Origin of the sequence: Kribbella sp. NBC_00889 (genome assembly GCF_045207705.1) — a bacterium.
Classification (GTDB): domain Bacteria; phylum Actinomycetota; class Actinomycetes; order Propionibacteriales; family Kribbellaceae; genus Kribbella.
The window spans coordinates 5,579,261-5,602,832 of the sequence record NZ_CP108783.1; the positions used below are offsets into that span (position 1 = coordinate 5,579,261).

Below are 23,572 nucleotides of genomic sequence, written 5' to 3' on the forward strand. Positions count from 1 at the left end.
ATACTATTGACCTCATGGGACGTACGCCGCAGCATCCGGAGGTCTCCGATTTCGACGTCCAGCGGGTGCTGGAAGCCTTGGTCGACCCGGTCCGGCGCAGCATCGTCACTCAGCTCGACGCGCTCGGCGCGGACATCAAGTGCGGCGGCTTCGACCTACCGGTCGGCAAGGCGACCGCCACCCACCACTTCGGAGTCCTGCGCGAGGCCGGCCTGATCCGCCAGTACTACGTCGGCACCCTGCGGATGAACTCGCTCCGCCGCGCCGACCTGGACCAGGCCTTCCCCGGCCTGCTCGACGCGATCCTGGCCGCCCAGAAGCAGCCGGCCTGACCGACTCGTCACAACCACCCCGCGCGGGCGGCGTACAGCCCGGCCTGGAATCTCGTGTCAGCGCCCAGCGTCGACATCAGCGTGGCGATCCGCCGCCTGGTGGTGCGATGGCTCCAGCCGAGGTGGTGCGCGATGGCCTCGTCCTTCAGCCCACTGGCCATCGCGGTCACCGCGTTCGGCGACTGTTCCAGCGCGGCCCGGGCGTAGATCGCCCGGCAGGTCACCCCTCTGGCCAGCACCTCGAACTCCGCGTCGTTCGTGACCGGCCCCGCGTCACCGGCGTACGGCGGAGTGTCGAGCACCTGCACCTCCTCCATCGCCCCGCGCTGCAGCTGATCGAAGCGGCTCAGGACCGTGTCGGCCCCGGTGACCACCTCGATCAGCTCGGTCGGCGCGGCATTGCCGCCGGAACGGAACTCCGGGACCCAGGACGTGGCCAGCGCCCGGATCCGCTCGAGCTCGGATTCCTGCCGGCGCACCAGTGCCTCGATCGCCGCATCCGATGCCACCGGCAACAATCGCGGCGTGGGCAACGGAGACCGGCTGACCAGTCCCGACTGCTCGAGCACGGTGACCGCGCGGCGCACCCGGCCGGCCGGCCGGCGAACCGATCCGGTCCGCCAGCCCGGTCACCGTGAGTCCCGGTGAGCGCAGCAGGATCCGGTAGGCCCGCTCCTCGAACTCCCCGACGCCGAGGATGGCCAGGTTCGCCGCCGCATCCGTCCATGGTGATTGCACGTTCCGGCGCCTACCCGCCCGGCAGGACCGAGCACGATCCTGCCTTGGCCAGCCGGGCGCGGCTGCACTCACCTGGACGTGCCCGTCCGCCTTCAGCCAGTACGAGTACCGTCCTCCCTCGTCCGCGACCAGATGCACCGCGCCATGCCTCGTGCCGATCGTCACGGCTGCTCCTGGCAGGGCGGCCGTCTGACCGGTACACCGATCCTTGCCGGTGAAGGTCCCGGTGATCCGGCCCCAGTCTGGCGGCGCGACCGCATCCATCGTCACGGTCAGCGGTGCGTTCCGGAACGGGGTGTCCTCCATCAGCAGCAGCCGTGCGCTCACTTCGCGCGGCTGACTCGTTGCGGGGGTCCCGGCGTCGAGAGTGACCCGGATCCGTGTCGACTGCCCCGGTGTGAGGGTGCCGGCCGGCTTGTCGGCCCTCAGCCACGGCACATCCCGGCCACCGGACGCGCACGGTCGTTGCCGGTGAGCTGCTCGACGTACGGCTTGGCGCCGAGGATCCCCTCCGCTCCGCCCACCTTGAAGAATCCGCAGGCGCCGGCGACCCGGGTCACCGCGAACTGGGAGTTCGGCAACGACCTCCAACTGTCCGAGGCCGGGCTGTAGGCGAAGCCCAGGTTGCTTCGATAGCCGGCCACCATCCCACCCGAGAGCAGGAGCTCACCGTTGGCCGCGGAGTACGCGGCACCCCAGACCGTTGTCGGCAGATCGCTCAGCCGCAGCCAGCGGTTGGTCACCGGGTTGTAGCTGTACGCCGTCCGGAGCGCATGATCGACGCCCCCGTTGTCCCCTCCGGCGCAGTAGATGCGCTCACCGATGGCACCACAGTGCTGCCAGGACACCGGTTCCGGATAGTCCGCCGCTCGCGTCCAGCGCTTCGAAACCGGGTCGTAGACCATCACACCGCGGCTTCCGTGCGCGTCGTCGGCGTTCGTGCGCCCACCGATGACGTAGAGCTTGCCGTCCAGGACGGCGGATGCGGCCGCGGCCGTGCCGATCGGGGCGTCCGGTCCGGACGACCACTTGTCGGTGGCGGGGTCGTAAACCGTTAGCCCTGCGGCCGGCGCACCTCCGCGCGGCCAGCCACCCACGACGTACAGCTTGTCGCCGACGAACCCACCGGCAGGTCGCTCCAGCGCATCGGTGGTCCGCGCGATCTCCTGCCAGGTCTTGGTCTTCAGGTCGTAGACGTAGTTGGGTGCCGACATTCTTCACCGTCAGCTCGATCGTCCGCCGGTCGCCGATCCGTACTCGCCGCGCTCCTTCCAGTCCTTGATCGTGGCCGCCTTGCTCAGGTCGGCACGGTCGGCGAACCGGACCATGAAGTCGCTCGTCTTTCCGGCGACCAGCCCCGACCGCAGGCTGGACGATACCTTGTCCTGCCAGGGCACCGGAGGCGGTGGCGCGGCCGACGCCGCCGTCCCGGCCGGCAGCATCAGCAGCCCGGCCAGGACGGCCAGCACGACGCCGAGCACGGTCCGGCGTCGTCCGGATCCAGAGACCACAGGGTGCATGCGGAACCCTCCCCAGGATGGTGTGCACCGGGATCCTCACCGTCTCGGCACAACGTCCAGCAGTGTTGTCAGGGCTGCGTGGGGCTGTCCAGCATGCTCCGTGGCCTGATCTGGCCACGGTCAGAACTGGCCGCGCCGGCTACGAATTCCAGCGGCGGACTGCGATCGAGGTCAGCACACTGGTCGGCACGGCAATCAGCACGGCCCACGCCAACCGGTTCACCTGGCCGGCCTTGCAGGGTTTCCACCGCGATCGGATCGAGGACACCGCGAACGGGAATGGCACCACCCGTCCGCAACACCGACTTGCATTCGGTCAGCGGTCCGCCGCCGTTGCTGGGCCAGCTGTTCTTGCTGCCCGAGGCAGGTGCGCCCAGCAACAGCCACACAACGGCGGCGATGCCGGCAACCGACAGGACCCACACAATCGCTCGTTTCATGGCCACGACCCTAGGTGAGACCGGCGGTCAACTCGCACAAGTTCCTTTGCCTGCGGCAACCGTTGCTCACGACCGGGCGGCGATGGCCCGCAGGCCCTCGACCAGCGGGATGGTGGGGCGGCCGATCAGCTTGTGCAGCTCACCTGTCGCGTCCGCTGACACGCCATGGGAGACGTCCGCGTCCAGCTGGACCAGGAAAGTGACGGTCTGCTCGTCGACACCGTTGGCTCGCAGCGCCTCGGCGTGCTCCTCGGACGAAAGGTCCTGGTAGACAACGGGCTTACCGCTCACTTCCGCGATAGCGGCCGCCAGCTCGGGATAGGTCCACGCCGTGTCGCCGGCCAGCTCGTAGGCCACGTTGTCGTGGCCGTCGGTGCTCAGCACGACCGCGGTCGCCTCGGCGTAGTCGAGGTGATCGGCGCTGGCCACCCGGCCCTCGTGCACGCTGCCGATCATCACTCCGGTCTCGGGCGCCGAGGTCAGGAACGGGACGTAGTTCTCGTGGTACGAGTTCATCCGCAGCATCGTGTAGGTCAGGCCGGACTCGCGGATCAGCTGCTCGGTGGCCTTGTGCTCGGTCACGATGAACGTCGGGCTGGTGTCGGCATGCGCGGCGCTCGTGTAGACGAGCCGGGAGACGCCGGCCTGCTGGGCCGCACGGATCACGTTCTCGTGCTGGACCATCCGCTTGCCGAACTCGTTCCCCGAGATCAGCAGCGCAACGTCGACACCGTCGAGGGCGACGTCGACCGCCGCACGGTCGTCGTGGTCGGCGATCCGGACCTGGACTTTCTTCGCCTCCAGTGCGGCCACCTTGGCCGGGTTCCTGGCGATGGCGACGATGCGCTCGGCCCGGACGCGGGCGAGCAGTTGGTCGACGACCAGGGTGCCGAGGGCGCCGGTCGCGCCGGTGACAGCGATGAGATCGGACATGAAGGGTTTCCTCACCTGACGGCCGATGCCTGGACGCATCGAGCTTGTTCGTAGTACGAACTGTATTAGTTCGTACTACGAACTGCAACCTCAATCCAGAAATTCAGGCTTGCTCCATGAAGACCACCGGGACCTCGTTGTCGAGGACGACGCGGCCGAGCAGACCGGCGAGCGTGTCGCGCTCCGCCGCGTTCAGGCCGTCCGGCAACCGGTCGATCCGCCGGCACGTCTCGGCGTAGAACTCTTCCGCGACATCCTGTCCGCGCGGGGTGAGCGCGACGCGCACGGCCCTGGTGTCACGCGGATCCGGCTCGCGGCGTACCAGTCCGTTGCGCTCGGTGCGGTCGACGAGGCCGGTCATACTGGACTTGGCGAGCCCCAGCATCTGACCCAACTCGCCCATCCCGAAAGGCTGGGCCATCAGGACGCAGAGCAGTTGCCCCTGCTGCGGGGTGAGGCCGCGTTCACGACTCGCCTCGGCGTACACCGCATTCACCAGGAACGCCGACCGGACGAGTCCGGCCACCACTCCGATCTTGCCGTCCTCATTCTTCGCCACCCTGCCAAGATAGCATTCACGCCCACAGAAGTTCGTGACGCGAACCATCACCACAGCGGACCCAGGCCCGCCAGTACGGCGCAGTGCGGAAGACGACGGCCCTGGTCGGCCAGCGCGTCGACCAGCGTGCGATGACTGATCCGCGAGACGTGCCCCGCGAAGTACGACGGCAACGCCGGCAACTGGTCCTCGCGTGTGCGATCGGCGTAGTCGGCTTCGGATTCCTCGCCGTCGGGCACGACGCACGGTGGGCGATCGCCACCGGCGCCGGCGTCCCGGCATCGGCATCGGCTTCGCGTTCTCGTCGCTGGCGAACGTCGTCGTGGCCGGGTCGCCGGCCTGGTCGCCGCGGCAGCGCCTGGCAGAGCTCAATAGGGTGAGGCCATGGAGCTGAGTGAGGTCGCGCGGGCGTTGATCGATGGGGACAATCCGGCCGTGCTGGCCACTGTGGGGGTGGACGGGACTCCGCAGTCGTCGGTGGTGTGGGTCGGCCGAGACGGTGACGACGTACTGATCTCGACGGAGGCGGGGCGAGCGAAGACCCGGAACGTGCAGCGGAATCCGCGGGCGAGTGTGCTCGTCATCGACAAGGACGAGCCGCAGCGGTACGTCGAGATCCGTGGCAACGCGACTGTGTCGGACGATGTCGACCGCAAGCTGGCGGTGCAGCTTGCCGAGACGTACGAAGGCGAAGGCGCCGGTCAGGAGTACGTCGATCTGCCGCCCGAGCGGGTCCGCCTCGTCATCCGCATCACCGCGGAGAAGGTCCACGTCCGCAGCTGACTCAGTCCCAGCCTTGACGGCCGGCTTGCAGACCGGCCTGGAAACGGCTGGTGGCGCCGAGCTGATCCTGGACCTGGGCGATCCGCCGCCGCAGGGTTCGGCCGCTGATGCGTAGCTGACGTGCGATCGCTTCGTCCTTCATCCCGCTGGCCAGCAAGTTGATCAGGTTGGTGACCGGATCGGCATTGGCCGACTCGGTCAGACGTAGCGGTGTGGCCTGCCCCCACAGCTGGTCGAACAGGACCTGGAGTGCACTCGTCAGCGCCGAGTCGGTGACCACCACGGCCCGCGCCTGCCCAGGCCGTGACGGCCCGTCGCCCGCGAGCGGCAGGATCGCCGTCGTCCCGTCCACGATCAGCAGCTTCACCGGCACCTGCGGAAGCACTCTGGCCTGCTCGCCCCGCTCGGCCATCGACGTCAACCGCGCGACCCAGCCGGGATGGTCCAGCACCTCGGCCGCATAGATCGCCCGGAACCTGACCCCGCGCTCGAGCAGCGCCAGCTCGGCACTCGACACCTGATGGCTGCCGTCCGCGACGTACGGCGGGGTGTCGGTGCCGACCGCCTGCACGGTTGCCCCACGCAACATGTCGTCGATGCGCGCCTCGATCGCGTCCCGCCCGACGGCGATCTCGATCAGGCGGCTCGGCTCGGCCTGCAACTGCCCGGCGCTGAACTCGCGCGCCAGCTGGTCGGTCATCGCCGCCACGCCGTCCAGCGACGCCCGGCGTTCCCGCACCAGCATGCCGAGCCCGGACCGTGGATCGACCGGCGCCGGCGCAGCCTCCGAGCCGCTGCGGACCAGCCCCGCCTCGGCCAGCCGGGCGACGGCCTCCGCGACCGTTGCCAGCGGCATCTCCACAGACTCACTGAGCTGCTGCACCGGTACGCCGGGATCCCGCAGCAACTGCCGGTACACCTGTGCGTCCTCCGCGGACAGCCCCACCGCTTCCCAATCAGCCACGGGCTGAGCCTAGGCGCGGCCTGATTGGCCGGTTTGGGCGGATGGCCGAATCCGGCGCCGCAGGGATCGCGCCAGGGCTTAGCGTGTGCCAGGAAAACTGTCGTCGTCCGAGGAGTGAACAGTGCGTCTGCATGCCGGTCGTTCCGCGATCGCCCTGATCGGGGCACTTGTCACCGCACTTCTCGTCGGCTCCGGAGCGACCGCGCAAGCAGCCGGGACCGAGCAACCGGCCGTGACCGATCCAGCCTTCGCGCCCCAGTCGATCGTCTGGCCCACCCCGACCGACGGCTACCTGCTCGGCGGCGACGACTGCGGTACGACGCCCTGCCCGGCCGAGGTGAAGGCCACCCACGACGGCGGCAAGACCTGGACCACCGTCGGACATACCCACAACGAGCTGGCCCGCAGCGGCGAGCCCGGCATCACCGGCCTGCAGTTCCTGGACCGCAAGAACGGGTGGGCCTACGACCCGTACCTCGAGAACACCACAGACGGCGGCCGGACCTGGACCAAGGTCGCTGTACCCGGCGACGACGCGAGAGTGGTTCAATTCCTCGCCTCGGCCGACGGGACGTACGTCGTCACCAGTGGCTGCCCGATCGGTAGCGGTGTCTGCGACGACCGCCCGCTCAAGGTCTGGCGTGCGCCGGCCGGGAAGTCGAGCGGCTGGCAGCGGATCGACGTACCGGTCGCGGCGGGCGACCACACCTGGCTCGCGGCGAACGGCTCGACGGTCTACCTGCTGGCCTCTGCCGGCGCCGGTGTGGCCGGACGGCTGACCACCCTGCGGCAGGGCACGGTCCGAGCGACCGGCCCGGTCGCCTGCGCGGACCAGGAGGAGGCGACGATCACCGGCTTCACCTCCAATGGAGCCGACCGCGTCTTCGTGCTGTGCATGGCGTTCTACGGCCAGGGCCACTCGGTGAAGACGCTGATGTCCTCCGGTGACGGCGGCAGGACCTTCCGGTATGACGAACTTCCCGGCGACCGTGGCCTGGCCGACGAGCTCACCGTCGCGCCCGACGGCGCCGTGATGGTGCCGACCATCACCGCCAGCCAGGTGTACAACCGCCCGGCCCTGTCGAAGTCGTGGCGGCTCGACACCACCTGGCTCGAGAACGGCGGTGAGGTCCTGCACAGCCTGGTCTTCCAGAACCCGACCACCGCCTGGATGATCGAGGCCCAGGCGATCTACGGCCAGCAGTCCCGGCTCTGGGTGACCCGCGACGCCGGGCAGACCTGGCAGCAGGCCGAGGCGCCGGGTGCCACGACGACCAAGCCGGCGACGAGCAAGGACGTCCAGGAGATGCCGAAGGTCGAGGCGAGCTGCGACCAGAAGGTGGCGCCGGGGACGTTCAGGTGCTTCGCGCAACGACGTACGGACCTGGGCTTCCGCTCGCGCTCGGTGACCGAGACGCCGGCCGGCTACAGTCCCGCCGACCTCGCAGCGGCGTACAGGTTGCCGTCCAGTGCGGGCAGCGGACAGCGGGTCTACATCGTCGACGCGTACGACAGCCCGACGGCGGAGTCCGACCTCGCCGTCTACCGGCGGCAGTACGGACTGCCGCCGTGTACGACCGCGAACGGCTGCTTCCAGAAGCTCAACCAGGACGGCCGGCCGAGCCCCCTGCCGGCGCCGTCGCGCTCGTGGGCCGGTGAGATCTCGCTCGACCTCGACATGGTGTCCGCGGTCTGCCCGCAGTGCGGGATCACGCTGATCGAGGCGAACTCACCGACCGAGGACATGCTGACCGCGGTCAAGGCTGCGGGCGACCTGGGCGCGAAGTTCGTGTCGCTGAGCTGGGGCGGATCCGAGATGGGCAACCTCGTCGACCTCGACCGGAAGTACTTCCTCCCGCGCGGCGTCGTCTACGCGGCCTCGACCGGTGACTACGACTACGACGCGGGTACGTCGTACCCGGCCAGCTCGGCCGCGACGACCGCCGTCGGCGGTACGACGCTGACCAAGGACGACTCGGCCCGTGGCTGGACCGAGACGGTGTGGAACAGTTTCCCCGGATTCGGGACCGGCTCGGGCTGCTCTGCCGAGGTGGCGAAGCCCAGCTGGCAGTCGGTCATCCCGGCCGCGGTGTGTCCGAAGCGCGCGGTCGCGGACGTGTCCGCCGTCGCCGACCCCGCGACCGGCGTCGCGGTTTACCAGACCACCGGCGGTGAAGGCTGGGCCGTGTATGGCGGAACGAGTGCGGCGGCACCGATCATCGCCGCGATGTACGCGCTGGCCGGCGACCCCGCGCCGTCGTCGTACCCGGCCAGCTACCCGTACGGTCGGACCGGCAGCCTCAACGACGTTGTCCAGGGCAACAACGGCGAGTGCACCCCGGCTCCGCTGTGCACCGCGCAGGCCGGCTGGGACGGCCCGACCGGCCTCGGTACGCCGATCGGCACGCAGGCGCTCACGTCACCGACGAAGTCGAACCGGATCACCGTGAACGCACCGACACAGCAGTTCAGCGCCGTCGGCGACCTCGTTCTGCTCCCGGTCCGGGCGTCCGACCCCGGCCACCGGCTGGTCCGCTTCAGCTCGACCGATCTGCCGGCTGGTCTCCGCCTCGACGCCACCACCGGCATCATCTACGGCCGACCGACGCAGCCGCAGACCCACTCGGTGACGGTGACCGCGACCGACTCGACCGGTGCCCGCGGCAACACCGTGATCAACTGGGTGGTCAGCACCCGCGACGGTTCGCGCGGCGTGGCGAACGGCGACTTCACGGCCGGAACCGGAGGCTGGTCGCAGACCGCGGACGTGATCCGCGCGGACGGTCAGTACGCCGACGCCGGTCTGGGCTACGCATGGCTCGGTGGTTACGGCACGACGCACACGGACTCGCTGAGCCAGCGCATCACCGTGCCGATCATCGGCCGGCCCAGTCTGCGGTTCGCCCTGCGGGTCGACAGCGACGACACCTCGAACCACGACGTGCTCCGCCTGACCGTCGATGGACATCCGGTCTGCACTTACACGGCTGCGCAAAGCGGTCCGAAGTACGTCGGAAAGTCCGTGGACCTCACGCCCTACCGCGGCCGGACCGTGACGCTGCAGTGGACCAGCACCGAGGACGACGCCAAGGCGACGAGCTTCCTGGTCGACGGCGTCAGCGTCTCGCCCTGACGAGTTGTCCCCAGGCGTGTACCCGTACTGGTCCGGCCTGCTGACGCAGGCGGGCCGATGACCGGCTACCGTCGCGTGAGCATCGTCGTCCTCGCTAGGAAGGGTCGCCCGTGACCGATTACCAGGAAGACAATCGCGGTCGGTTTCACTTCAGTCCTCGGCGTGGGTGGATGAACGATCCGAACGGGATGCTGCACTACCGCGGCAGCTATCACTTCTACTTCCAGCACGCGCCGAACAGCCTCGTGTGGGACACGATGCACTGGGGCCACGCGACCAGTCCCGACATGGTCCACTGGGAGCAGCAGCCGATCGCGCTCGATCCTGCCGTGCACCCCGGCGAGCTGTGGTCGGGCGGTGGCCTGGTCGACGTACGGAACACGTCCGGGCTGAAGGACGGGGACCACGATCCGATCGCGGTCTTCACCGGGACGCAGGGTGTCCGGATGTTCTACAGCCTCGACGGCGGCATGACGTTCACGGCGTACGACGAGGGCCGGGTGATCGCGCAGCCGAGCGGTCACGAGAGCCGGGACCCGAAGGTCGTCTGGCACGAGCCGAGTCAGACCTGGGCGATGGTGGTCTGGTCCGACGACAACGGCAACGGCGCGGACTTCTTCGTGTCACCCGACCTGCGTACCTGGGAGCGGAGCGACCGGTACGTCGCCGACTGGCTGTTCGAGTGCCCGGACTTCACGCCGATGATGCTGGACGGCGTCGTGACCTGGGTACTGCGCGACGGCCGCGGATCGTACGTCGTCGGCGACTTCGACGGGCGCGAGTTCCGGACGGACTGGACGGAGCCGTGCACGATCACCGTGAACCCCGGCGGTGCGGGTGGTCAGTACTACGCGGCCCAGTCGTTCGACAACATGCCGGACGACCGGGTGGTGACGATGGCTTGGCAGGGCCTCAATCGCGGCTCGGTCTGGACCGGCAACGCGAGCTTCCCGGTGCAGCAGCGGTTGGTCGCGACTCCGGACGGTCCCCGCGTGTTCAGCCAGCCGGTCGACGAGATCGCGTCGCTGCGCACGTCGGCGACGTCGTACGAGGCTCAGCTCGTCACGCCGGGAGCCCCGCTCCTGACCGATGTGGACGCCACGAGTTACGAGCTCGAGGCAACCTTCGACGTGTCCGGTGCCGTGGATGGTTCGTTCGCCTTCCGGCTGCGGACCGGTGCCGACGGGTCGTCCGCTCGTGAGGTCACGTACGACGTCGGCGCCGGAGCGCTGGACGGCGTGCCGCTGTCGCCGGCCGCCGACGGCATCCTCACCGTCCGTCTCCTGGTCGACCGCGGCCAACTCGCGATCTTCGCCGCCGACGGCGCCTACTACGCCTGCTACAACGTCGACTTCGACACGACCTCGACGGGTAACGGGTTGCAGTTGACCACCACTGCTCCGCTGAACCTGACGTCGCTCACCCTGCACCACCTGTCCTCCATCTGGCCCACCTCCGGGTGATACCGGGCGTAGTACGTACAGTTGCGCGGGTGAGGATTTCGCATGTCGTGTGGGACTGGAACGGCACTCTGCTCGACGACAACAACGCCGTACTGGCCGCGGTCAATGCGGTCTGCGTCGAGTTCGGCCGGGCGGATCTGACCTGGCCCGAGTGGCAGGCGGTCTACGCACGGCCGATGCGGGTCTCGTACGAGCAGATCCTCCAGCGCCCCCTCGACGACGAGGAGTGGGCGCGCGTCGACAAGCTCTACCACGAGCGGTACGACGCGCTGCTGCACACGTGCGGCCTGGCAGCGGGAGTCCCCGACGAGCTACGGCTGTGGGGCGAGAGTGGGCGGACCCAGTCCTTGCTGTCGATGTGGTTCCACCCGCGGCTGACACCGACGATCGACCAGTTCGGGCTGACGCAGTACTTCAGGCGGGTCGACGGTCTGGTCGGCGACGTCGGTGGCGGTTCGAAGGCCGAGAGTCTGATCCGCCATCTGGAGGCTCAGCACCTGGACCCGGCCGACGTCGTCCTGATCGGCGATGTCGTCGACGACGCCAACGCCGCCGCGGCTGCCGGCACCCAGTGCGTCCTCGTCACCACCGGTGCGATGACCCGGACCGCGTTGGAGACCACCGGCCTCCCGGTCACCAACTCCGTCACCGAAGCCCTGCGCCTGATCGAGTCCTGAGCGTCAGAGCCCGACTGCGCCGTCGAGCTGCTCGCGGAGGAGGTCGGCGTGACCGTTGTGCCGCGCGTACTCCTCGAGCAGGTGCATCAACACCCAGCGGAGTGAGACCGGACCCTCACCGGGCTCGTCTCCGACGACGTCGAGATCCGGTGCCGCCTCGACGAACTTGTTCGCGAACGCGACCTCGGCCCGCCACGCATCCCAGGCCTGATCAACCGTCGCCGCGTCCGCACCCGTGACGTCGAAGGCGTTCGGTACGTCGAACAGCGGCGGGGCTTCCTCCCCTGCCATCACTCGGCGGAACCAGAACCGTTCAGTCTCGGCCGCGTGCCGCACCAGCCCGAGCAGCGACAACCCCGAACGCCGTACCGCGCGCTCCCCCAACTGCTCCGGCTTCAGATCGGCGCATTTGAGTTCGAGCGTCTCCCGATGCCACTGCAGGAACGCGATCACCGTGACACGTTCATCCGCACGTGGCGGACGTTTGCTCCGCGAATTCACCACTCCCGGATCCTACGTCCTGGCTACTATCTGGCCATGCGTGATGGGGTTCGGATGTTGTTGGTGGCTACGCCGTCGTTCCGGTCGATGGTGTTCTCGGACGAGAGCGTCGCGCGGCTGGAGAAGCTCGGTGAGCTTGTGCTGCTTGATGATCCCGGTGACGCCGAGGCGCTGGTGGGCGCGTTGCCCGGGACCGACGTACTGATTCCCTCGTGGGGTGCTACGCCGCTGACTGCTGAGGTGCTCGCGCACGCGTCGCGCTTGCGGTTGATCGCGTACAGCGCGTCGTCGGTGAAGCACTTCGTCACGGACGAGGTGTTTCGGCGCGGCATCCGGCTCACGCAGGCCGGGCAGGCGATGGCGCGGCCGGTTGCCGAGGTCTCGCTGGCGTTCACCCTCACGATGCTGCACCGGATCCATCGGTTCGACCGCGCGATGCACAGTGGCGCGGCGTGGGTGGGCGCGATCGAGACGCCTCCGCAGCACGGCATCACCGGCTCCCGGATCGGGGTCGTCGGCGCCTCCCGGACCGGCGTCGAGTACATCGCGATGGTCGTTGCCCTCGGCGCCGATGTCGTTGTCCACGACCCGTATCTGACCGACGAGCGCGCGACAGAGCTCGGCGTACGGCGGATGGACCTGGACGACCTGCTGCGAACCAGCCGGGTGGTTGCTCTGCACGCGCCGACGCTGGCCGAGACGCGCCAGATGATCGGGACACGCGAGCTGGCGCTGATGCCCGACGGCTCGGCGCTGGTCAACACCGCACGCTCCTGGCTGGTCGACTCGGATGCGTTGCTCGCCGAGCTACGGACCGGCCGGATCGACGCGGCCCTGGACGTGTTCGACGAGGAACCGTTGCCGCTGGACAGCCCGCTCAGAGGGCTCCCGAACGTCGTACTCACCCCGCACCGGGCCGCGGGCACGGTCGAGTGCTACCTCGAGATGGGCACGATCGTGGTGTCCGAGATCGAGCGGTACGTCGCCGGATCCCCGTTGCGGTACGAGCTCACCGAAGCTGCCCTCGCCCGGATGGCCTAAGAGGGCATGTCCCAGCGCGCGAGCACCTCGTCGGCCACCTCGTCGATCGTGCGCCCCGCTGTTCCGACGGGGTAGTCGCTGACGTCGTGAGCGGCGAGCTGGGCGGATAGCTCGGCTGCACGGGCAGCCAACTTGGCGACGTCGGCGCCACTCTCTCGACCGCGGCCGAGAATCCGCTGCGCCAGCTCATCGTCCGGCGCCTCCAGCCGGCAGATGACCACCGCTCCGCCCGTGGCCACCTCCAGCAGCTTCCGCTCGCCTTGGTCCTCCACGACCCCCGCGATGATCAGCCGACGGCTGCCCGCGGCGCGGTAGTTCGACCACACCGCTGCCAGGTTCGTCGCCTTCAGCCGCGCTTGATGCGGGTCGTCCTCCGGAGCCGGCCAGGCCGCACCCATCAGATCGAGATCCACGAACGCCGGATCCTGCCCGAGGTCGGTGCACCGATCGAAGACCCGCCAGCCGACCGTCGTCTTCCCGACCCCGGGCGGGCCCGAGAGCACCAGAGCAGACACCAGGGTCATCCGCAGACCGTTGCCGTGCCGACCGCCAGAGCCTGGCGGTGGAGGTGGTCGAAGTGATGCTCGATCGAGCCGGTCGTCGTTGCTACCAGCAAGGAGATGTCGCAGGCCAGGCCGGTGTGCCGGAAGTGGTCGACGCGGACCAACTCGGTGAGCAGACCCGTGGTCAGCTCGTCGAGCTCCTGACGTACGGCGTCCAGATCCGGCCCGGACGTAGGAGCGGACGAGGGATCGGCGGCCCACTTGGCGAGCAGTCCGCGCTGCACGACCTTGCTGGCCTCGATCTGCGCCTGGAAGAAGTCGGCCGTCGAGTCCGGGTCGATCCCCAGCTGTACGGCGGACTCCCGGACCGAATCGATGATCTGCTGCTCCCTGACCGGGTCCTCGACCGGCTTCCCACTGAAGTACTTCGACGCGGCCACCTCGTCGCCCACCTCGATCCGGCGGATGACCAACTCGGTCAGGCCGTCGAGCCGCACCGGAGTCTTGTGAAGCCCGGCCGCCTGCGTCGATCCCTGAACCGGCACCGTGGCAGCCGGCGCCGCGAAGGCCGGCGCTCCGGCCTGCGTCACTCCAACCACCCCGGCCACGATCACGCCGCTGATCACCCTGCGAAGCACGTCTCCACACCCTTTCCCCGAGCACGCCGACCCGACCTCCGGCGCGCCTCCTCGATGTCGGTCGCTGACGTTACCCGTGGTTCGGTCCAGGGCATCCCGAGTGGCCAGTTGTTGCCAACAGCGGCCCATCCGAGCGGTGGTCGTCGCCGAACCAAGGGCATGGGTACCTCGCGAGGTCGGCAGGCAGCAGGCGCGGTTGGCGGAGTCGTCGCGGCCGGCGCCGCCTTGTCGTTCGGGTACCTGGTGGCCGCCGTCACCGGCGGTCCGTGGCCGGTCGACGCCGTCGGCGTGCAGATCATCGACTGGTCCCCTGGCCCGGTCAAAGACTTCGCCGTCCGAGAACTCGGCACCGCGGATCGTCCCCTCCTCCGGGCCGGCATCTGCGTAGTCCTCGCGTTGGTGGCCGCCGCGGCCGGCGCCATCGGCGCTGGAGGATGGGGTGGGGACGCCCGGCGACCACCTCCTCCGGACCGGTCGGAGGGTCGGGACCGACGGAGACAGGCGGTGGCGGTTGGGATCGCCGCAGGACTTGGGGTCGTTGGCGTCGTGTTCGCGGCGTTCGGGCGTTCGGCTGCGGCCGGAGTCGTGGATCGGTTGCTGCCGGCAATTGTCACGTTGGTGGTGGCGGTGCTGGCCATGGCGCTGGTTCTTCGGTCGCCACGACCGAAGACCGAGGCGGAGCAGCCGGAGGGGTTCGATCGGCGGCGGTTCCTGGTGACCGTGGCTGGGTTGGCTGTGGCCGGGGCGGCGGCGTGGTCCACGACGAGGGTCGCGTCGTTCGGGCCCGGCGATGCGGTGCGCGCCAAGTTCCGCGTGCCGACACCGGCCGATGCGGCGGGTCCACTCCCGGTCGGCGTCCAGGCCGACGTACCTGGGGTATCGCGGTTCGTGACGCCGAACGCGAAGTTCTACCGGGTCGACACCCTGCTCCAGGTCCCGCGGATCGACCCCGACGACTGGGAACTGCGGATCCACGGCATGGTGAACCAAGAACTCCGGCTCTCGCTCGGCGACCTGGTCGAGCGCCGGCTGATCGAGCGCGACATCACGCTGACCTGCGTGTCCAACGAGGTCGGCGGCCCGTACGTCAGCACCGCGCGCTGGATCGGCGTACCGATCGCCGACATCCTCGCCGAGGCCGGTGTCCGGAACGGCGCCGACGCGGTGAAGTCCACCAGCATCGACGGATTGACCATCGGTACGCCGCTCAGCGCGCTCACCGACGGACGGGACGCGATCTTCGCGGTCGCGATGAACGGCGAACCGCTCCCGTTCGAGCACGGGTTCCCGGTGCGGATGGTGGTGCCGGGTCTGTACGGCTACGTGTCGGCGACCAAGTGGATCGTGGACTTCGAGGTCACCCGGTTCCAGGACTTCAGTGCCTACTGGACCGACCGCGGCTGGTCCGTGGAGGCACCAGTCAAGACCGCCTCGCGGATCGACGTACCCAAAGGGTTCGCCACGATCAAGGCGGGACCGGCGGTCGCCGCCGGCGTCGCGTGGGCGCAGCAACGCGGCATCCGCAAGGTCGAGGTGCAGGTCGACAGCGGCCCGTGGCAGGAGGCGACGCTCGCGGCCGAGGACACCATCGACACCTGGCGGCAGTGGACCTTCCGCTGGGACGCGACGCCCGGCAACCACAAGCTCACCGTCCGGGCCACCGACGGCGACGGCAACCTGCAGACAGCGCAGCGGGCCGCACCGCGTCCGAACGGTTCCAGCGGCCTGCACAACACGGTCGTGATGGTCGAGTAATTCCCACCCATCCGGGTCCGCAGCGGCACCGAAGTACCGCTGTCAGTGTCCCCTTCGAGAAAGCGAACCCGTCATGCCCAAGTACCTCGTCCGCGCCGGTCTCGCCGCATCCGCACTGGCTCTCGTCCTCGCGACGGCAGCGTGTGGAAGCAGCGACGACAACAACAGTTCCGCCGCCTCCTCAGCGAGCACCCCGTCGGCCGGCAAGTCGATGGACAGCAGCTCGGCCGGCCTGGTCGGCCCCGGCTGTGCCGACTACGCGAAGGCGAACCCGAGCGGTGCCGGCTCGATCGACGGCATGGCCGCCGCCCCGGTCGCGACCGCCGCGTCCGGAAACCCGCTGCTGACCACCCTGGTCTCGGCCGTGTCCGGGAAGCTCAACGCGAAGGTCGATCTGGTCTCGACCCTCAACGGCGGCGAGTTCACGGTGTTCGCGCCGGTCGACGACGCGTTCAAGAAGATCCCGGCGGCGACCGTCAACACGCTCAAGACGAACGACGCGCTGCTCACCAAGATCCTCACCTACCACGTGGTACCCGGGCAGCTCGACCCGTCCGCGGTGGTGGGCACGCACGCCACCGTCGAGAAGCAGGACGTCACGGTCACCGGCTCCGGCGACAGCCTCAAGGTCAACAACGCGTCCGTCATCTGTGGTGGGGTGAAGACGGCCAACGCTACGGTGTATCTGATCGACTCTGTCCTGATGCCACCGGCGAACTGACCGTGACCGAACCGACTGCACTGCCCTGGCCGGCCGGGCCGCACACGCGGCCCGGCGAGGTCAGCGACGGCGATCTCCTGGCCCGTGCCGCCGGCGGCGACACGGCAGCCTTCAGCGCGCTGTACGACCGGGTCACGCCCTGGGTGTTCGGCCTGGTACGGCGAATCCTTCGCAACCCGGCCCAGTCGGAGGAGGTCACCCAGGAAGTGATGATCGACGTCTGGCGGACGGCCACCCGGTTCGACCCGCACCGCGGCTCCGCGCACGCGTGGATCCTGACCATCGCGCACCGCCGGGCCGTCGACCGGGTCCGGTCCGAGCAGGCGGCCGCCGACCGCACCGAGCTGATCGGCGCGCGATCGGCCGAGGTCGACTTCGACCAGGTCGCCGACACCGTCACCACCCGGCTCGAGTCCGAGCAGGTACGGCGCTGCCTGGACACATTGACCGACCTGCAACGCGAGTCGATCACCCTGGCCTACTACAACGGCTACACCTATCCCGAAGTCGCGCAGCGGCTCGATGCCAAGCTGCCGACCATCAAGGCGAGAATGCGCGACGGCCTGATCCGTCTCCGCGACTGCCTCGGAACCACAAAGGGGCGTACGTCATGACCGAATCCGACGTGCACACTCTGACCGGCCCCTACGTCCTCGACGCGCTGCCCGAGGACGAGCGGACCTTGTTCGAGGCGCATCTGGCCGGCTGCACCTTCTGCGCCACCGAGGTCGCCGAGCTCCGGGAGGCCGCGGTCAAGCTCGCCACCCAGGTCGCGGCCCCGCCGCCGCCCTCGCTCAAGCCGAACGTCCTGGCCGCGATCGACCACGTCCGCCAGGTACCTCCAGTGGTCGCCGGACACCGCGGCGTACCCGCGCGTAAGCGGTTCACCCGTCGTTCCGTCCTCACACTCGCCGCGGCCGCGCTCGCCGTCGCCGGTGTCGGCGGAGTCGCCGTCGACCAGTACCGCGAGAAGACCGACGCGGTCCAGGCCAACGACCAGATCGCCGCCGTACTCTCCCAGCCCGATGCGCGAACCGTCCGAGGCCCGGTCGCCGGTGGCGGTCACGCCACCATCGTCATGTCTCCCAGCGCGGACGAGGCGGTCGTCGTACTGAACGACCTGCCCAGGCTACGCGCGGGCCGGACCTGGCAGCTGTGGATGATCGACCCGTCGAAGACGGCCCACTCGGTCGGCCTCGCCGCCGGCGACACCACCCGAGTGCTCGACGGCTCGGTCACGGGAATGATCGCTTTCGGCCTCACGAACGAGCCCACCGGCGGCTCCGCGACGCCGTCCCAGCCGGCCGCGGCGACGATCCCGATGACCTGACGGCGGGTACTGTCGCCGCATGGACGAGGCTTCGGCTGAGGTCCAGGGTCTCACCGTCTGCCAACTCGAGGTCTTCTCGGTCCAGGACAGCCGGCGGACGCTGGTGGCCAGCGGCCAGCAGACGCTCATCCAGGTCGCGGCCCGCCCTAAACGCTGAGTGACGCTCGGAAATTCCTTCTCATCGCACCGATGAGTCCGGCGGCCGCGCGCGGTCTACCCAGGTGACAGCAATCTCCTGGAGGACTTGTGCGGACGACGACTCAACAACGATGGGTGCTGGGGCTGGCCTCGATCGGCTCGGTCATGGTGGCCCTTGATGTCCTGGTGGTGGCGGCCGCGCTGACCACCATCCGGGCGGATCTCGGCGCCACGGCCGAGCAGCTCGAGTGGACAGTGAACGCGTACGGCCTGAGTTTCGCGATGCTTCTGATGACCGCCGCGGCGATCGGTGACCGCTGGGGCCGTCGGCGTACCTATGCCGGCGGCCTGGTGTTGTTCACGCTGGCATCGGTGGCCTGTGCGTTGGCCACCTCGCTGCCGTGGCTGATCGCGGCGCGCGCCCTCCAAGGCGTCGGCGCGGCCGTGGTGATGCCGCTGGCGATGGGGCTGCTCGGTGCGGCGTTCCCGCCCGAACGGCGCGGCTGGGCGACCGGCGTGTTCAGCGGAGTGACCGGCCTCGCGGTGCTCGGCGGCCCGATGATCGGCGGCGCGGTGACCGAGGGCCTGGCCTGGCAGTGGATCTTCTGGATCAACGTCCCGGTCGGCCTGATCGCGATCCCGCTGGTACTGCGGAACATTCCGGAGAGCAAGGGCCCGATCCGGCGACTCGACCTGGCCGGCGCCGTGCTGGTCAGCCTCGCGGTCCTCGGTCTGGTCTGGGGTGTGGTCCACGGTCAGGGCTCGGGCTGGTCGAGTGCCGAGGTGCTCGGGTCGTTCGCGGGCGGCATCGTACTGCTCGCCGCCTTCGCCGTCCGGGAGAACCGGACGGAGCACCCGATGGTGCCGCTGACGTTCTTCCGCAATCGAACCTTCAGCGCGGCGAACTCGGCCGGCTTCTTCCTCAGCGCGGCCCTGTTCAGCGCGGTGTTCTTCCTCTCGCAGTACATGCAGGTCGTGCTCGGCTCCGGGCCGTTCATGGCCGGGCTGAAGCTGCTGCCCTGGACTGCCACGCTCTTCATCGTCGGCCCGATCGCGGGTCGCCTGGTGGACCGCGTCGGTGAGCGGCCTCTGGTCGTGATCGGCCTTGGTCTGCAGGCCCTCGGAATGCTCTGGGTCAGCCAGATCAGCAGGGGTTCGGTGCAGTACTACGAACTGGTCGTACCGCTCGTGATCACGGGCTGCGGCGTCTCGCTGGCGATGCCGGCCACGCAGAACGCCAGTGTCGGATCGCTGCCGCGTGAATCGGTGGGAATCGCGGCAGGCATCTACAGCATGACCCGTCAGCTCGGTGGCGCCGCCGGTGTCGCCGTCCTCGGGTCCGTGTTCGCATCCGCCGGTGGGTACGCCGGTCACGGCTTCACCCGTGCCCTGGCGGGCTGCGGCGTACTGTCGTTGCTCGGGGCACTCTCGGGCCTCGGCATCACCGCCCGCCGGCGGACCGCCGGACCGGTCGTGCCCAGGGCCATGGAGGAGGTGGGATGAACCTCGAGGAGGAGTTCGCGCAGCATCGGGCCGAACTGGTCGCACACTGCTACCGGATGCTCGGCTCGCTGCACGATGCCGAGGACGCGGTGCAGGAGACGTACCTGCGGGCCTGGCGCGGACACGCGGACTTCGAGGGCCGTTCGACGGTCCGGACCTGGCTCTACCGGATCGCGACCAACGTGTGCCTCAACCTCCTCCAGCACAGCAGCCGCCGGGTGGTGCCGTCCGCGCTCGGTGCCCCCGGCAACGACCCCGACGAGCTGCATCCGTACGCACTCGAGGTGACCTGGCTCGAGCCGTTCCCCGACCTACTGCTCGGGGCCGACCCGGCCACCGTGGTCGGCGACCGGGAGAGCCTGCGGCTGGCGATGGTCGCCGCGATGCAGCACCTCCCGCCGCGGCAGCGCGCCGTACTGATCCTGCGCGAGGTGCTGACCTGGCCGGCGGCCGAGGTCGCGACACTGCTCGACACCACCACGGCCGCCGTCAACAGTTCGCTCCAGCGCGCCCGGGCCGAACTGGCCCGGCTCCGGCCGATCGAGGAGGACCTCAGCGAGCCGGACGAGCCGCTCCGGCGCGCGCTGCTCGATCAGTTCGCCGCGGCCATGGAGAACAAGGATCTGGTCGCGCTGGAAGCGCTGTTCACGGCGGACGCCCGGTGGGAGATGCCGCCGATCCCGACCTGGTTCAGCGGACGGAACGACGTACTGCGGCTGCTGGACTCGAAGCTGCGGGCCGGTCCGGATCGCCGGATCCTGGTCGAGACGTCGGCGAACGGGCAGCCCGCGTTCGCGCTCTACATCCGGGGTCGCGACGGGCTCTATCACGCGCATTCGATCAAGGTCCTGACCCTCACCAAGGCCGGTATCGCGGCCGTTCTCGCCTTCCACCAGCCCGCGCTGTTCGGCGCGTTCGGGCTGTCCATCATCCGCTGACACGGAGACAACGATGACTTTGGCAACCACTCTCCGGGCGCTGCACGTGCCCGGCACACCTGTCGTCCTGCCCAACGCCTGGGACGCGGCCTCGGCCCGGATGGTCGAGGCGGCAGGCTTCCCGGCCGTCGCGACCAGCAGTTTCGCCACCGCGACGATCCTCGGGTACGACGACGGCGAACACGTCCCGGTCGAGGACGTCCTGGCCGCGACGACCCGGATCGCGCGGTCGATCGCGGTGCCGCTGACGGTCGACTTCGAGCGTGGCTACCGGCTCGCCCCGGCCGAACTCGTCGAACGGTTCACCGCGACCGGTGCCGTCGGCCTCAACCTCGAGGATTCCGATCCCGCCACCGGCGCGATGATCGATCCGGCCGAACAGGCGGACTTCCTGGCCGCGATCCGGGCCGAGGCCGGCACCGAACTGGTGATCAACGCCCGGATCGACGCGTTCGTGCGCCGCGCCGGTTCACCCGAGGAGCAGTTGCGGACCGCCCTCGACCGCGCCGCCCGCTACCTCACCGCCGGCGCCGACTGTGTCTACCCGATCGGGGTCGGCGACCTCGACCTGATCGCCACGCTGACCAAGCAGATCGCCGGCCCGGTGAACGTCGGCTACGGCCAGGGCGCCAACTCCCTGGCCGACTACACCGCGGCCGGTGTCGCCCGCATCAGCTTCGGCCCCATGCTCCAGCGCCACCTGTACAGCAAGCTGTCCAACTCGATGCTCACCGCGCTCGTCGCCGACCGGAATCCGTTTTCCGACGACACTCCGTGATCAGGTGTGTGGAATCCGGGCGATCGGGTACGGCGGGATTTAGGTAGTGCCGGCAACCATCGACAGAACGGGGAAAGACGATGGGCATGTTCGACAACCTGAAGGACCAGGCGACCGGGGCCGTCGACGAGCACGGCGACAAGGTGAGCGAGGGCCTGGACAAGGCCGGCGAGTTCGCCAACGAGAAGACCGGTGGCGAGTACGGCGAGAAGATCGACCAGGGCACCGACTTCGCCAGGGATCGGCTGGACGGGCTGGACGGTCAGAACGACGACATGCCGGACAACGAGTCCTGAGCACTCCGACTCGAGCAAAGGCCGAGCGGCCGCGGACCGACGTCCGCGGCCGCTCGCGGTCGGCTGCAGTTGCTTCGCAGCCTGCTGTCAGTGCCAGATGACGGCTTCGATCTCGCGCCGGCGTTCGGAGAAGAGATCGTGATCGGCGGCCTCGCGGAGCAGGGCGCGGAGATCGGTCTCGAAAGCCGGCCGCTCGGCGCCGAACAGAGCAGGTGTCGAGCCGGAGAGGGAGAACACGGCGGCGACGAGGTCATCGACGCTGCGCTCCTCGACCTCGTCGCCACCGACGATGATTCGGGTCGGGCCGTCGTACCCGGCGCTGCGCATGATGTCCTCCTCGCCGCCACGGGTGCCGGTGGGTAGCAGGCTCTGCCCGGCGCGGCGGACAGGACCCAGGTAGCGGGTGACCAGCGCATCGATACCGTCCCACGGCGGGCGCGGGTGCGGGAGTTCGTCGTCGCCTTCGACGCCGCGATGCGTGGTGGCACCGACATGGACCCAGGCTCCACCTGGCTCCAGCACGTCGCGCATCCGCTCGGCGACGAGTGCCTGCTCCATCCAGTGGAACGACTGCGCGAACGTCACCACCCGGAAGCTGCCCAGCTCCGGCGAGATCTCCTCGGCCAGGAGCTTCCGCCACCGGATGTTGGTGATCCCGGCTCGCTCGGCGCGACCGGCCGCCACCGCGACCATGTCGCCGTCCGCGTCGACACCGACCGCCTCCTCGAACAGTGGCGCGAACAACAGGGTCAGCGGTCCCGGGCCGCACCCCACATCGAGCAACCGGCCACTGCCGTCGAGCCCGAGCTCGTCGCGCACCGCGTCCGCAAGCCCAACGGGGTAAGCCATCCGGCCGACCGCGTAGTGCTCGGCACTACCGGCGTACAGGCTCTCGTCCCAGGTCCAGTTCCACTCGCCGGTGTCCACCGCTCGAGACTAATCGAGGAGTGGTGACCACGCGACTGTGATTCGCTGGAGCGATGGGCTCAGGTCGTGTGAATCGGCACCGGGCGAACGCCCAGCGAGCGGACCGAGTCGTCGAGCAGCTGGTTGCCTCGGGCATCGATGGTGCAGCGCGCCGGGTCCGGGTTGCCGGACGGCACGTCCTTGACGCCGACGACGAGGTCGTCGACGAGGTTGGCCGGGAGCTGGTTCAGGTAGGTTGCCGCGGCCGCCATGCATTCGTCCGGTGTCGGTCGGCGGGTGCTTCCGGTGGCGACGTACTCTCGCGAATGCAGTTGTGAGCAGTTCACGGCGGTCTGGGTCCGGCGGTCGAAGCAGCGCCGCCAGCCGGCCGCAGTCCCCTGCTGCAGGACGTTCTGAGCCGATCCCATCTGATCGTCAGCCGTCTGCACGGCGCAGCCTCCGCCCGGCGCCGTGACACCTCGAGCCGTGACGACGTCGATCGCCGGCGAACCACCCAGGAACCGTACGACCGTCGCCTGATCGCAGTTCGTTGCTCCCAGCAACTCCTCGAACCGATGCTTCTCCCGGCAGTCGACTGGTTGCCGCGAAGCAGCCCAGCACCGAGGCCCGGCAGGAGTCGTCGCCGCCGGACTGCTCGTCTGTCCGGTGCCGGCCGTCGATCCTGCTCCGGCCGACGACGGAGCGATGCTCGGGGCGGCCGGAGTCGGCGGCGGCTCCGACACCGGGACGTTGCCGAGGATCATCACGACAATCGTCAACGCGTAGCACCCGGCGGCACCGATCGCCGGGATCAGACGCATCCGCCTGTGACGCGACCACATCCTGTAGGCCAGCAGCACAGCACCTGCTCCCAGCACGATCAGCACGACGGCGGTGACCTGTGCCCAGATCGCGTTGGTGCCGTCGATCACCGACGGCACCCCGAGCGCAACCGGCAGGCCGGCCGACGCGACGAAGGGCC

Annotated in this window: 28 protein-coding genes; 15 read left to right on the forward strand and 13 right to left on the reverse strand. The window is 69.4% G+C overall.

Annotated features, from left to right (window positions below; translation table 11 throughout):
• The first annotated feature begins 14 nt into the window (after window positions 1–14).
• Window positions 15–332: a helix-turn-helix transcriptional regulator gene (locus OG817_RS27135; RefSeq protein WP_131517352.1), complete on the forward strand. Its 318-nt coding sequence runs from the start codon at window positions 15–17 to the stop codon at window positions 330–332.
• Window positions 333–340: 8 nt separating this feature from the next.
• Here the strand turns inward: OG817_RS27135 and OG817_RS27140 are convergent, their stop codons facing one another.
• The 7 genes from OG817_RS27140 to OG817_RS27170 form a co-directional block, all read right to left on the reverse strand.
• Window positions 341–841 carry a hypothetical protein gene (locus tag OG817_RS27140; protein WP_406047437.1) on the reverse strand — a complete coding sequence of 167 codons (501 nt, stop codon included), beginning with the start codon at window positions 839–841 and terminating at the stop codon, window positions 341–343.
• A gap of 654 nt (window positions 842–1,495) precedes the next feature.
• Window positions 1,496–2,284 (reverse strand): Kelch repeat-containing protein, encoded by a 789-nt coding sequence (locus OG817_RS27145; RefSeq protein ID WP_406047438.1) that lies wholly within the window; start codon window positions 2,282–2,284, stop codon window positions 1,496–1,498.
• A 9-nt stretch (window positions 2,285–2,293) separates the two neighbouring features.
• Window positions 2,294–2,590: a hypothetical protein gene (locus OG817_RS27150; RefSeq protein WP_406047439.1), complete on the reverse strand. Its 297-nt coding sequence runs from the start codon at window positions 2,588–2,590 to the stop codon at window positions 2,294–2,296.
• 68 nt (window positions 2,591–2,658) lie between these two features.
• The gene (locus tag OG817_RS27155; protein ID WP_406047440.1) at window positions 2,659–3,030 is read right to left on the reverse strand and encodes a hypothetical protein; all 372 of its coding nucleotides are present in this window, start codon (window positions 3,028–3,030) and stop codon (window positions 2,659–2,661) included.
• Between the two features lie 66 nt (window positions 3,031–3,096).
• Window positions 3,097–3,963 (reverse strand): SDR family oxidoreductase, encoded by an 867-nt coding sequence (locus OG817_RS27160; RefSeq protein ID WP_406047441.1) that lies wholly within the window; start codon window positions 3,961–3,963, stop codon window positions 3,097–3,099.
• Window positions 3,964–4,066: 103 nt separating this feature from the next.
• Entirely contained in the window at window positions 4,067–4,522 is a 456-nt protein-coding gene (locus OG817_RS27165) for a MarR family transcriptional regulator (protein ID WP_360452371.1), read from the reverse strand.
• A 47-nt stretch (window positions 4,523–4,569) separates the two neighbouring features.
• Window positions 4,570–4,761: a hypothetical protein gene (locus OG817_RS27170; RefSeq protein ID WP_406047442.1), complete on the reverse strand. Its 192-nt coding sequence runs from the start codon at window positions 4,759–4,761 to the stop codon at window positions 4,570–4,572.
• Window positions 4,762–4,906: 145 nt separating this feature from the next.
• Here OG817_RS27170 and OG817_RS27175 point away from each other — a divergent pair, with 145 nt between their 5' ends.
• Window positions 4,907–5,305: a PPOX class F420-dependent oxidoreductase gene (locus OG817_RS27175; RefSeq protein ID WP_406047443.1), complete on the forward strand. Its 399-nt coding sequence runs from the start codon at window positions 4,907–4,909 to the stop codon at window positions 5,303–5,305.
• Between the two features lies 1 nt (window position 5,306).
• On the opposite strand, the gene OG817_RS27180 is transcribed toward OG817_RS27175, so the two are convergent.
• On the reverse strand, window positions 5,307–6,269 hold the full coding sequence (locus OG817_RS27180; RefSeq protein ID WP_406047444.1) for a winged helix-turn-helix transcriptional regulator: 963 nt from the start codon (window positions 6,267–6,269) through the stop codon (window positions 5,307–5,309).
• A gap of 121 nt (window positions 6,270–6,390) precedes the next feature.
• Between OG817_RS27180 and OG817_RS27185 the strand changes: the two genes are divergently transcribed.
• From OG817_RS27185 to OG817_RS27195, 3 genes are all read left to right on the forward strand, one after another.
• Window positions 6,391–9,402: a putative Ig domain-containing protein gene (locus OG817_RS27185; RefSeq protein WP_406047445.1), complete on the forward strand. Its 3,012-nt coding sequence runs from the start codon at window positions 6,391–6,393 to the stop codon at window positions 9,400–9,402.
• Between the two features lie 110 nt (window positions 9,403–9,512).
• Window positions 9,513–10,865, forward strand: a complete 1,353-nt coding sequence (locus tag OG817_RS27190) for a glycoside hydrolase family 32 protein (RefSeq protein WP_406047446.1) — start codon at window positions 9,513–9,515, stop codon at window positions 10,863–10,865.
• Between the two features lie 29 nt (window positions 10,866–10,894).
• Entirely contained in the window at window positions 10,895–11,542 is a 648-nt protein-coding gene (locus OG817_RS27195) for an HAD family hydrolase (protein WP_406047447.1), read from the forward strand.
• A 3-nt stretch (window positions 11,543–11,545) separates the two neighbouring features.
• Here the strand turns inward: OG817_RS27195 and OG817_RS27200 are convergent, their stop codons facing one another.
• Window positions 11,546–11,995 carry a DinB family protein gene (locus tag OG817_RS27200; RefSeq protein ID WP_406047448.1) on the reverse strand — a complete coding sequence of 150 codons (450 nt, stop codon included), beginning with the start codon at window positions 11,993–11,995 and terminating at the stop codon, window positions 11,546–11,548.
• 84 nt (window positions 11,996–12,079) lie between these two features.
• On the opposite strand from OG817_RS27200, the gene OG817_RS27205 reads away from it, so the two are divergent.
• Window positions 12,080–13,084 (forward strand): hydroxyacid dehydrogenase, encoded by a 1,005-nt coding sequence (locus OG817_RS27205; RefSeq protein WP_406047449.1) that lies wholly within the window; start codon window positions 12,080–12,082, stop codon window positions 13,082–13,084.
• Here the strand turns inward: OG817_RS27205 and OG817_RS27210 are convergent.
• Together OG817_RS27210 and aroQ are read right to left on the reverse strand one after the other, a co-directional pair.
• Window positions 13,081–13,608 carry an AAA family ATPase gene (locus tag OG817_RS27210; protein ID WP_406047450.1) on the reverse strand — a complete coding sequence of 176 codons (528 nt, stop codon included), beginning with the start codon at window positions 13,606–13,608 and terminating at the stop codon, window positions 13,081–13,083. The genes OG817_RS27205 and OG817_RS27210 overlap by 4 nt on opposite strands.
• On the reverse strand, window positions 13,605–14,225 hold the full coding sequence (gene aroQ / locus OG817_RS27215) for a gamma subclass chorismate mutase AroQ (protein WP_406047451.1): 621 nt from the start codon (window positions 14,223–14,225) through the stop codon (window positions 13,605–13,607). Before aroQ ends, OG817_RS27210 begins: the two co-directional genes overlap by 4 nt.
• Before the next feature lie 159 nt (window positions 14,226–14,384).
• Between aroQ and OG817_RS27220 the strand changes: the two genes are divergently transcribed.
• The 9 genes from OG817_RS27220 (at window position 14,385) to OG817_RS27260 (ending at window position 21,684) form a co-directional block, all read left to right on the forward strand.
• Window positions 14,385–15,980, forward strand: a complete 1,596-nt coding sequence (locus OG817_RS27220) for a molybdopterin-dependent oxidoreductase (protein WP_406047452.1) — start codon at window positions 14,385–14,387, stop codon at window positions 15,978–15,980.
• Between the two features lie 73 nt (window positions 15,981–16,053).
• Window positions 16,054–16,701, forward strand: a complete 648-nt coding sequence (locus tag OG817_RS27225; protein ID WP_406047453.1) for a fasciclin domain-containing protein — start codon at window positions 16,054–16,056, stop codon at window positions 16,699–16,701.
• Between the two features lie 2 nt (window positions 16,702–16,703).
• Window positions 16,704–17,315 carry a sigma-70 family RNA polymerase sigma factor gene (locus OG817_RS27230; protein ID WP_360452395.1) on the forward strand — a complete coding sequence of 204 codons (612 nt, stop codon included), beginning with the start codon at window positions 16,704–16,706 and terminating at the stop codon, window positions 17,313–17,315.
• Complete coding sequence (locus OG817_RS27235) at window positions 17,312–18,031, forward strand: anti-sigma factor domain-containing protein (protein WP_406047454.1); 720 nt, start codon at window positions 17,312–17,314, stop codon at window positions 18,029–18,031. The genes OG817_RS27230 and OG817_RS27235 overlap by 4 nt, the downstream gene beginning before the upstream one ends.
• Window positions 18,032–18,050: 19 nt before the next feature.
• Entirely contained in the window at window positions 18,051–18,188 is a 138-nt protein-coding gene (locus OG817_RS27240; protein WP_406047455.1) for a hypothetical protein, read from the forward strand.
• 89 nt (window positions 18,189–18,277) lie between these two features.
• Window positions 18,278–19,672: a DHA2 family efflux MFS transporter permease subunit gene (locus tag OG817_RS27245; protein ID WP_406047456.1), complete on the forward strand. Its 1,395-nt coding sequence runs from the start codon at window positions 18,278–18,280 to the stop codon at window positions 19,670–19,672.
• Window positions 19,669–20,610 (forward strand): sigma-70 family RNA polymerase sigma factor, encoded by a 942-nt coding sequence (locus OG817_RS27250; protein ID WP_406047457.1) that lies wholly within the window; start codon window positions 19,669–19,671, stop codon window positions 20,608–20,610. The genes OG817_RS27245 and OG817_RS27250 overlap by 4 nt, the downstream gene beginning before the upstream one ends.
• 13 nt (window positions 20,611–20,623) lie before the next feature.
• On the forward strand, window positions 20,624–21,388 hold the full coding sequence (locus OG817_RS27255) for an isocitrate lyase/phosphoenolpyruvate mutase family protein (protein WP_406047458.1): 765 nt from the start codon (window positions 20,624–20,626) through the stop codon (window positions 21,386–21,388).
• Window positions 21,389–21,468: 80 nt separating this feature from the next.
• On the forward strand, window positions 21,469–21,684 hold the full coding sequence (locus OG817_RS27260; RefSeq protein ID WP_406047459.1) for an antitoxin: 216 nt from the start codon (window positions 21,469–21,471) through the stop codon (window positions 21,682–21,684).
• A gap of 87 nt (window positions 21,685–21,771) precedes the next feature.
• On the opposite strand, the gene OG817_RS27265 is transcribed toward OG817_RS27260, so the two are convergent.
• On the reverse strand, window positions 21,772–22,611 hold the full coding sequence (locus tag OG817_RS27265; RefSeq protein WP_406047460.1) for a class I SAM-dependent methyltransferase: 840 nt from the start codon (window positions 22,609–22,611) through the stop codon (window positions 21,772–21,774).
• Between the two features lie 59 nt (window positions 22,612–22,670).
• Window positions 22,671–23,522: a hypothetical protein gene (locus tag OG817_RS27270; RefSeq protein WP_406047461.1), complete on the reverse strand. Its 852-nt coding sequence runs from the start codon at window positions 23,520–23,522 to the stop codon at window positions 22,671–22,673.
• Window positions 23,523–23,572: the final 50 nt, after the last annotated feature.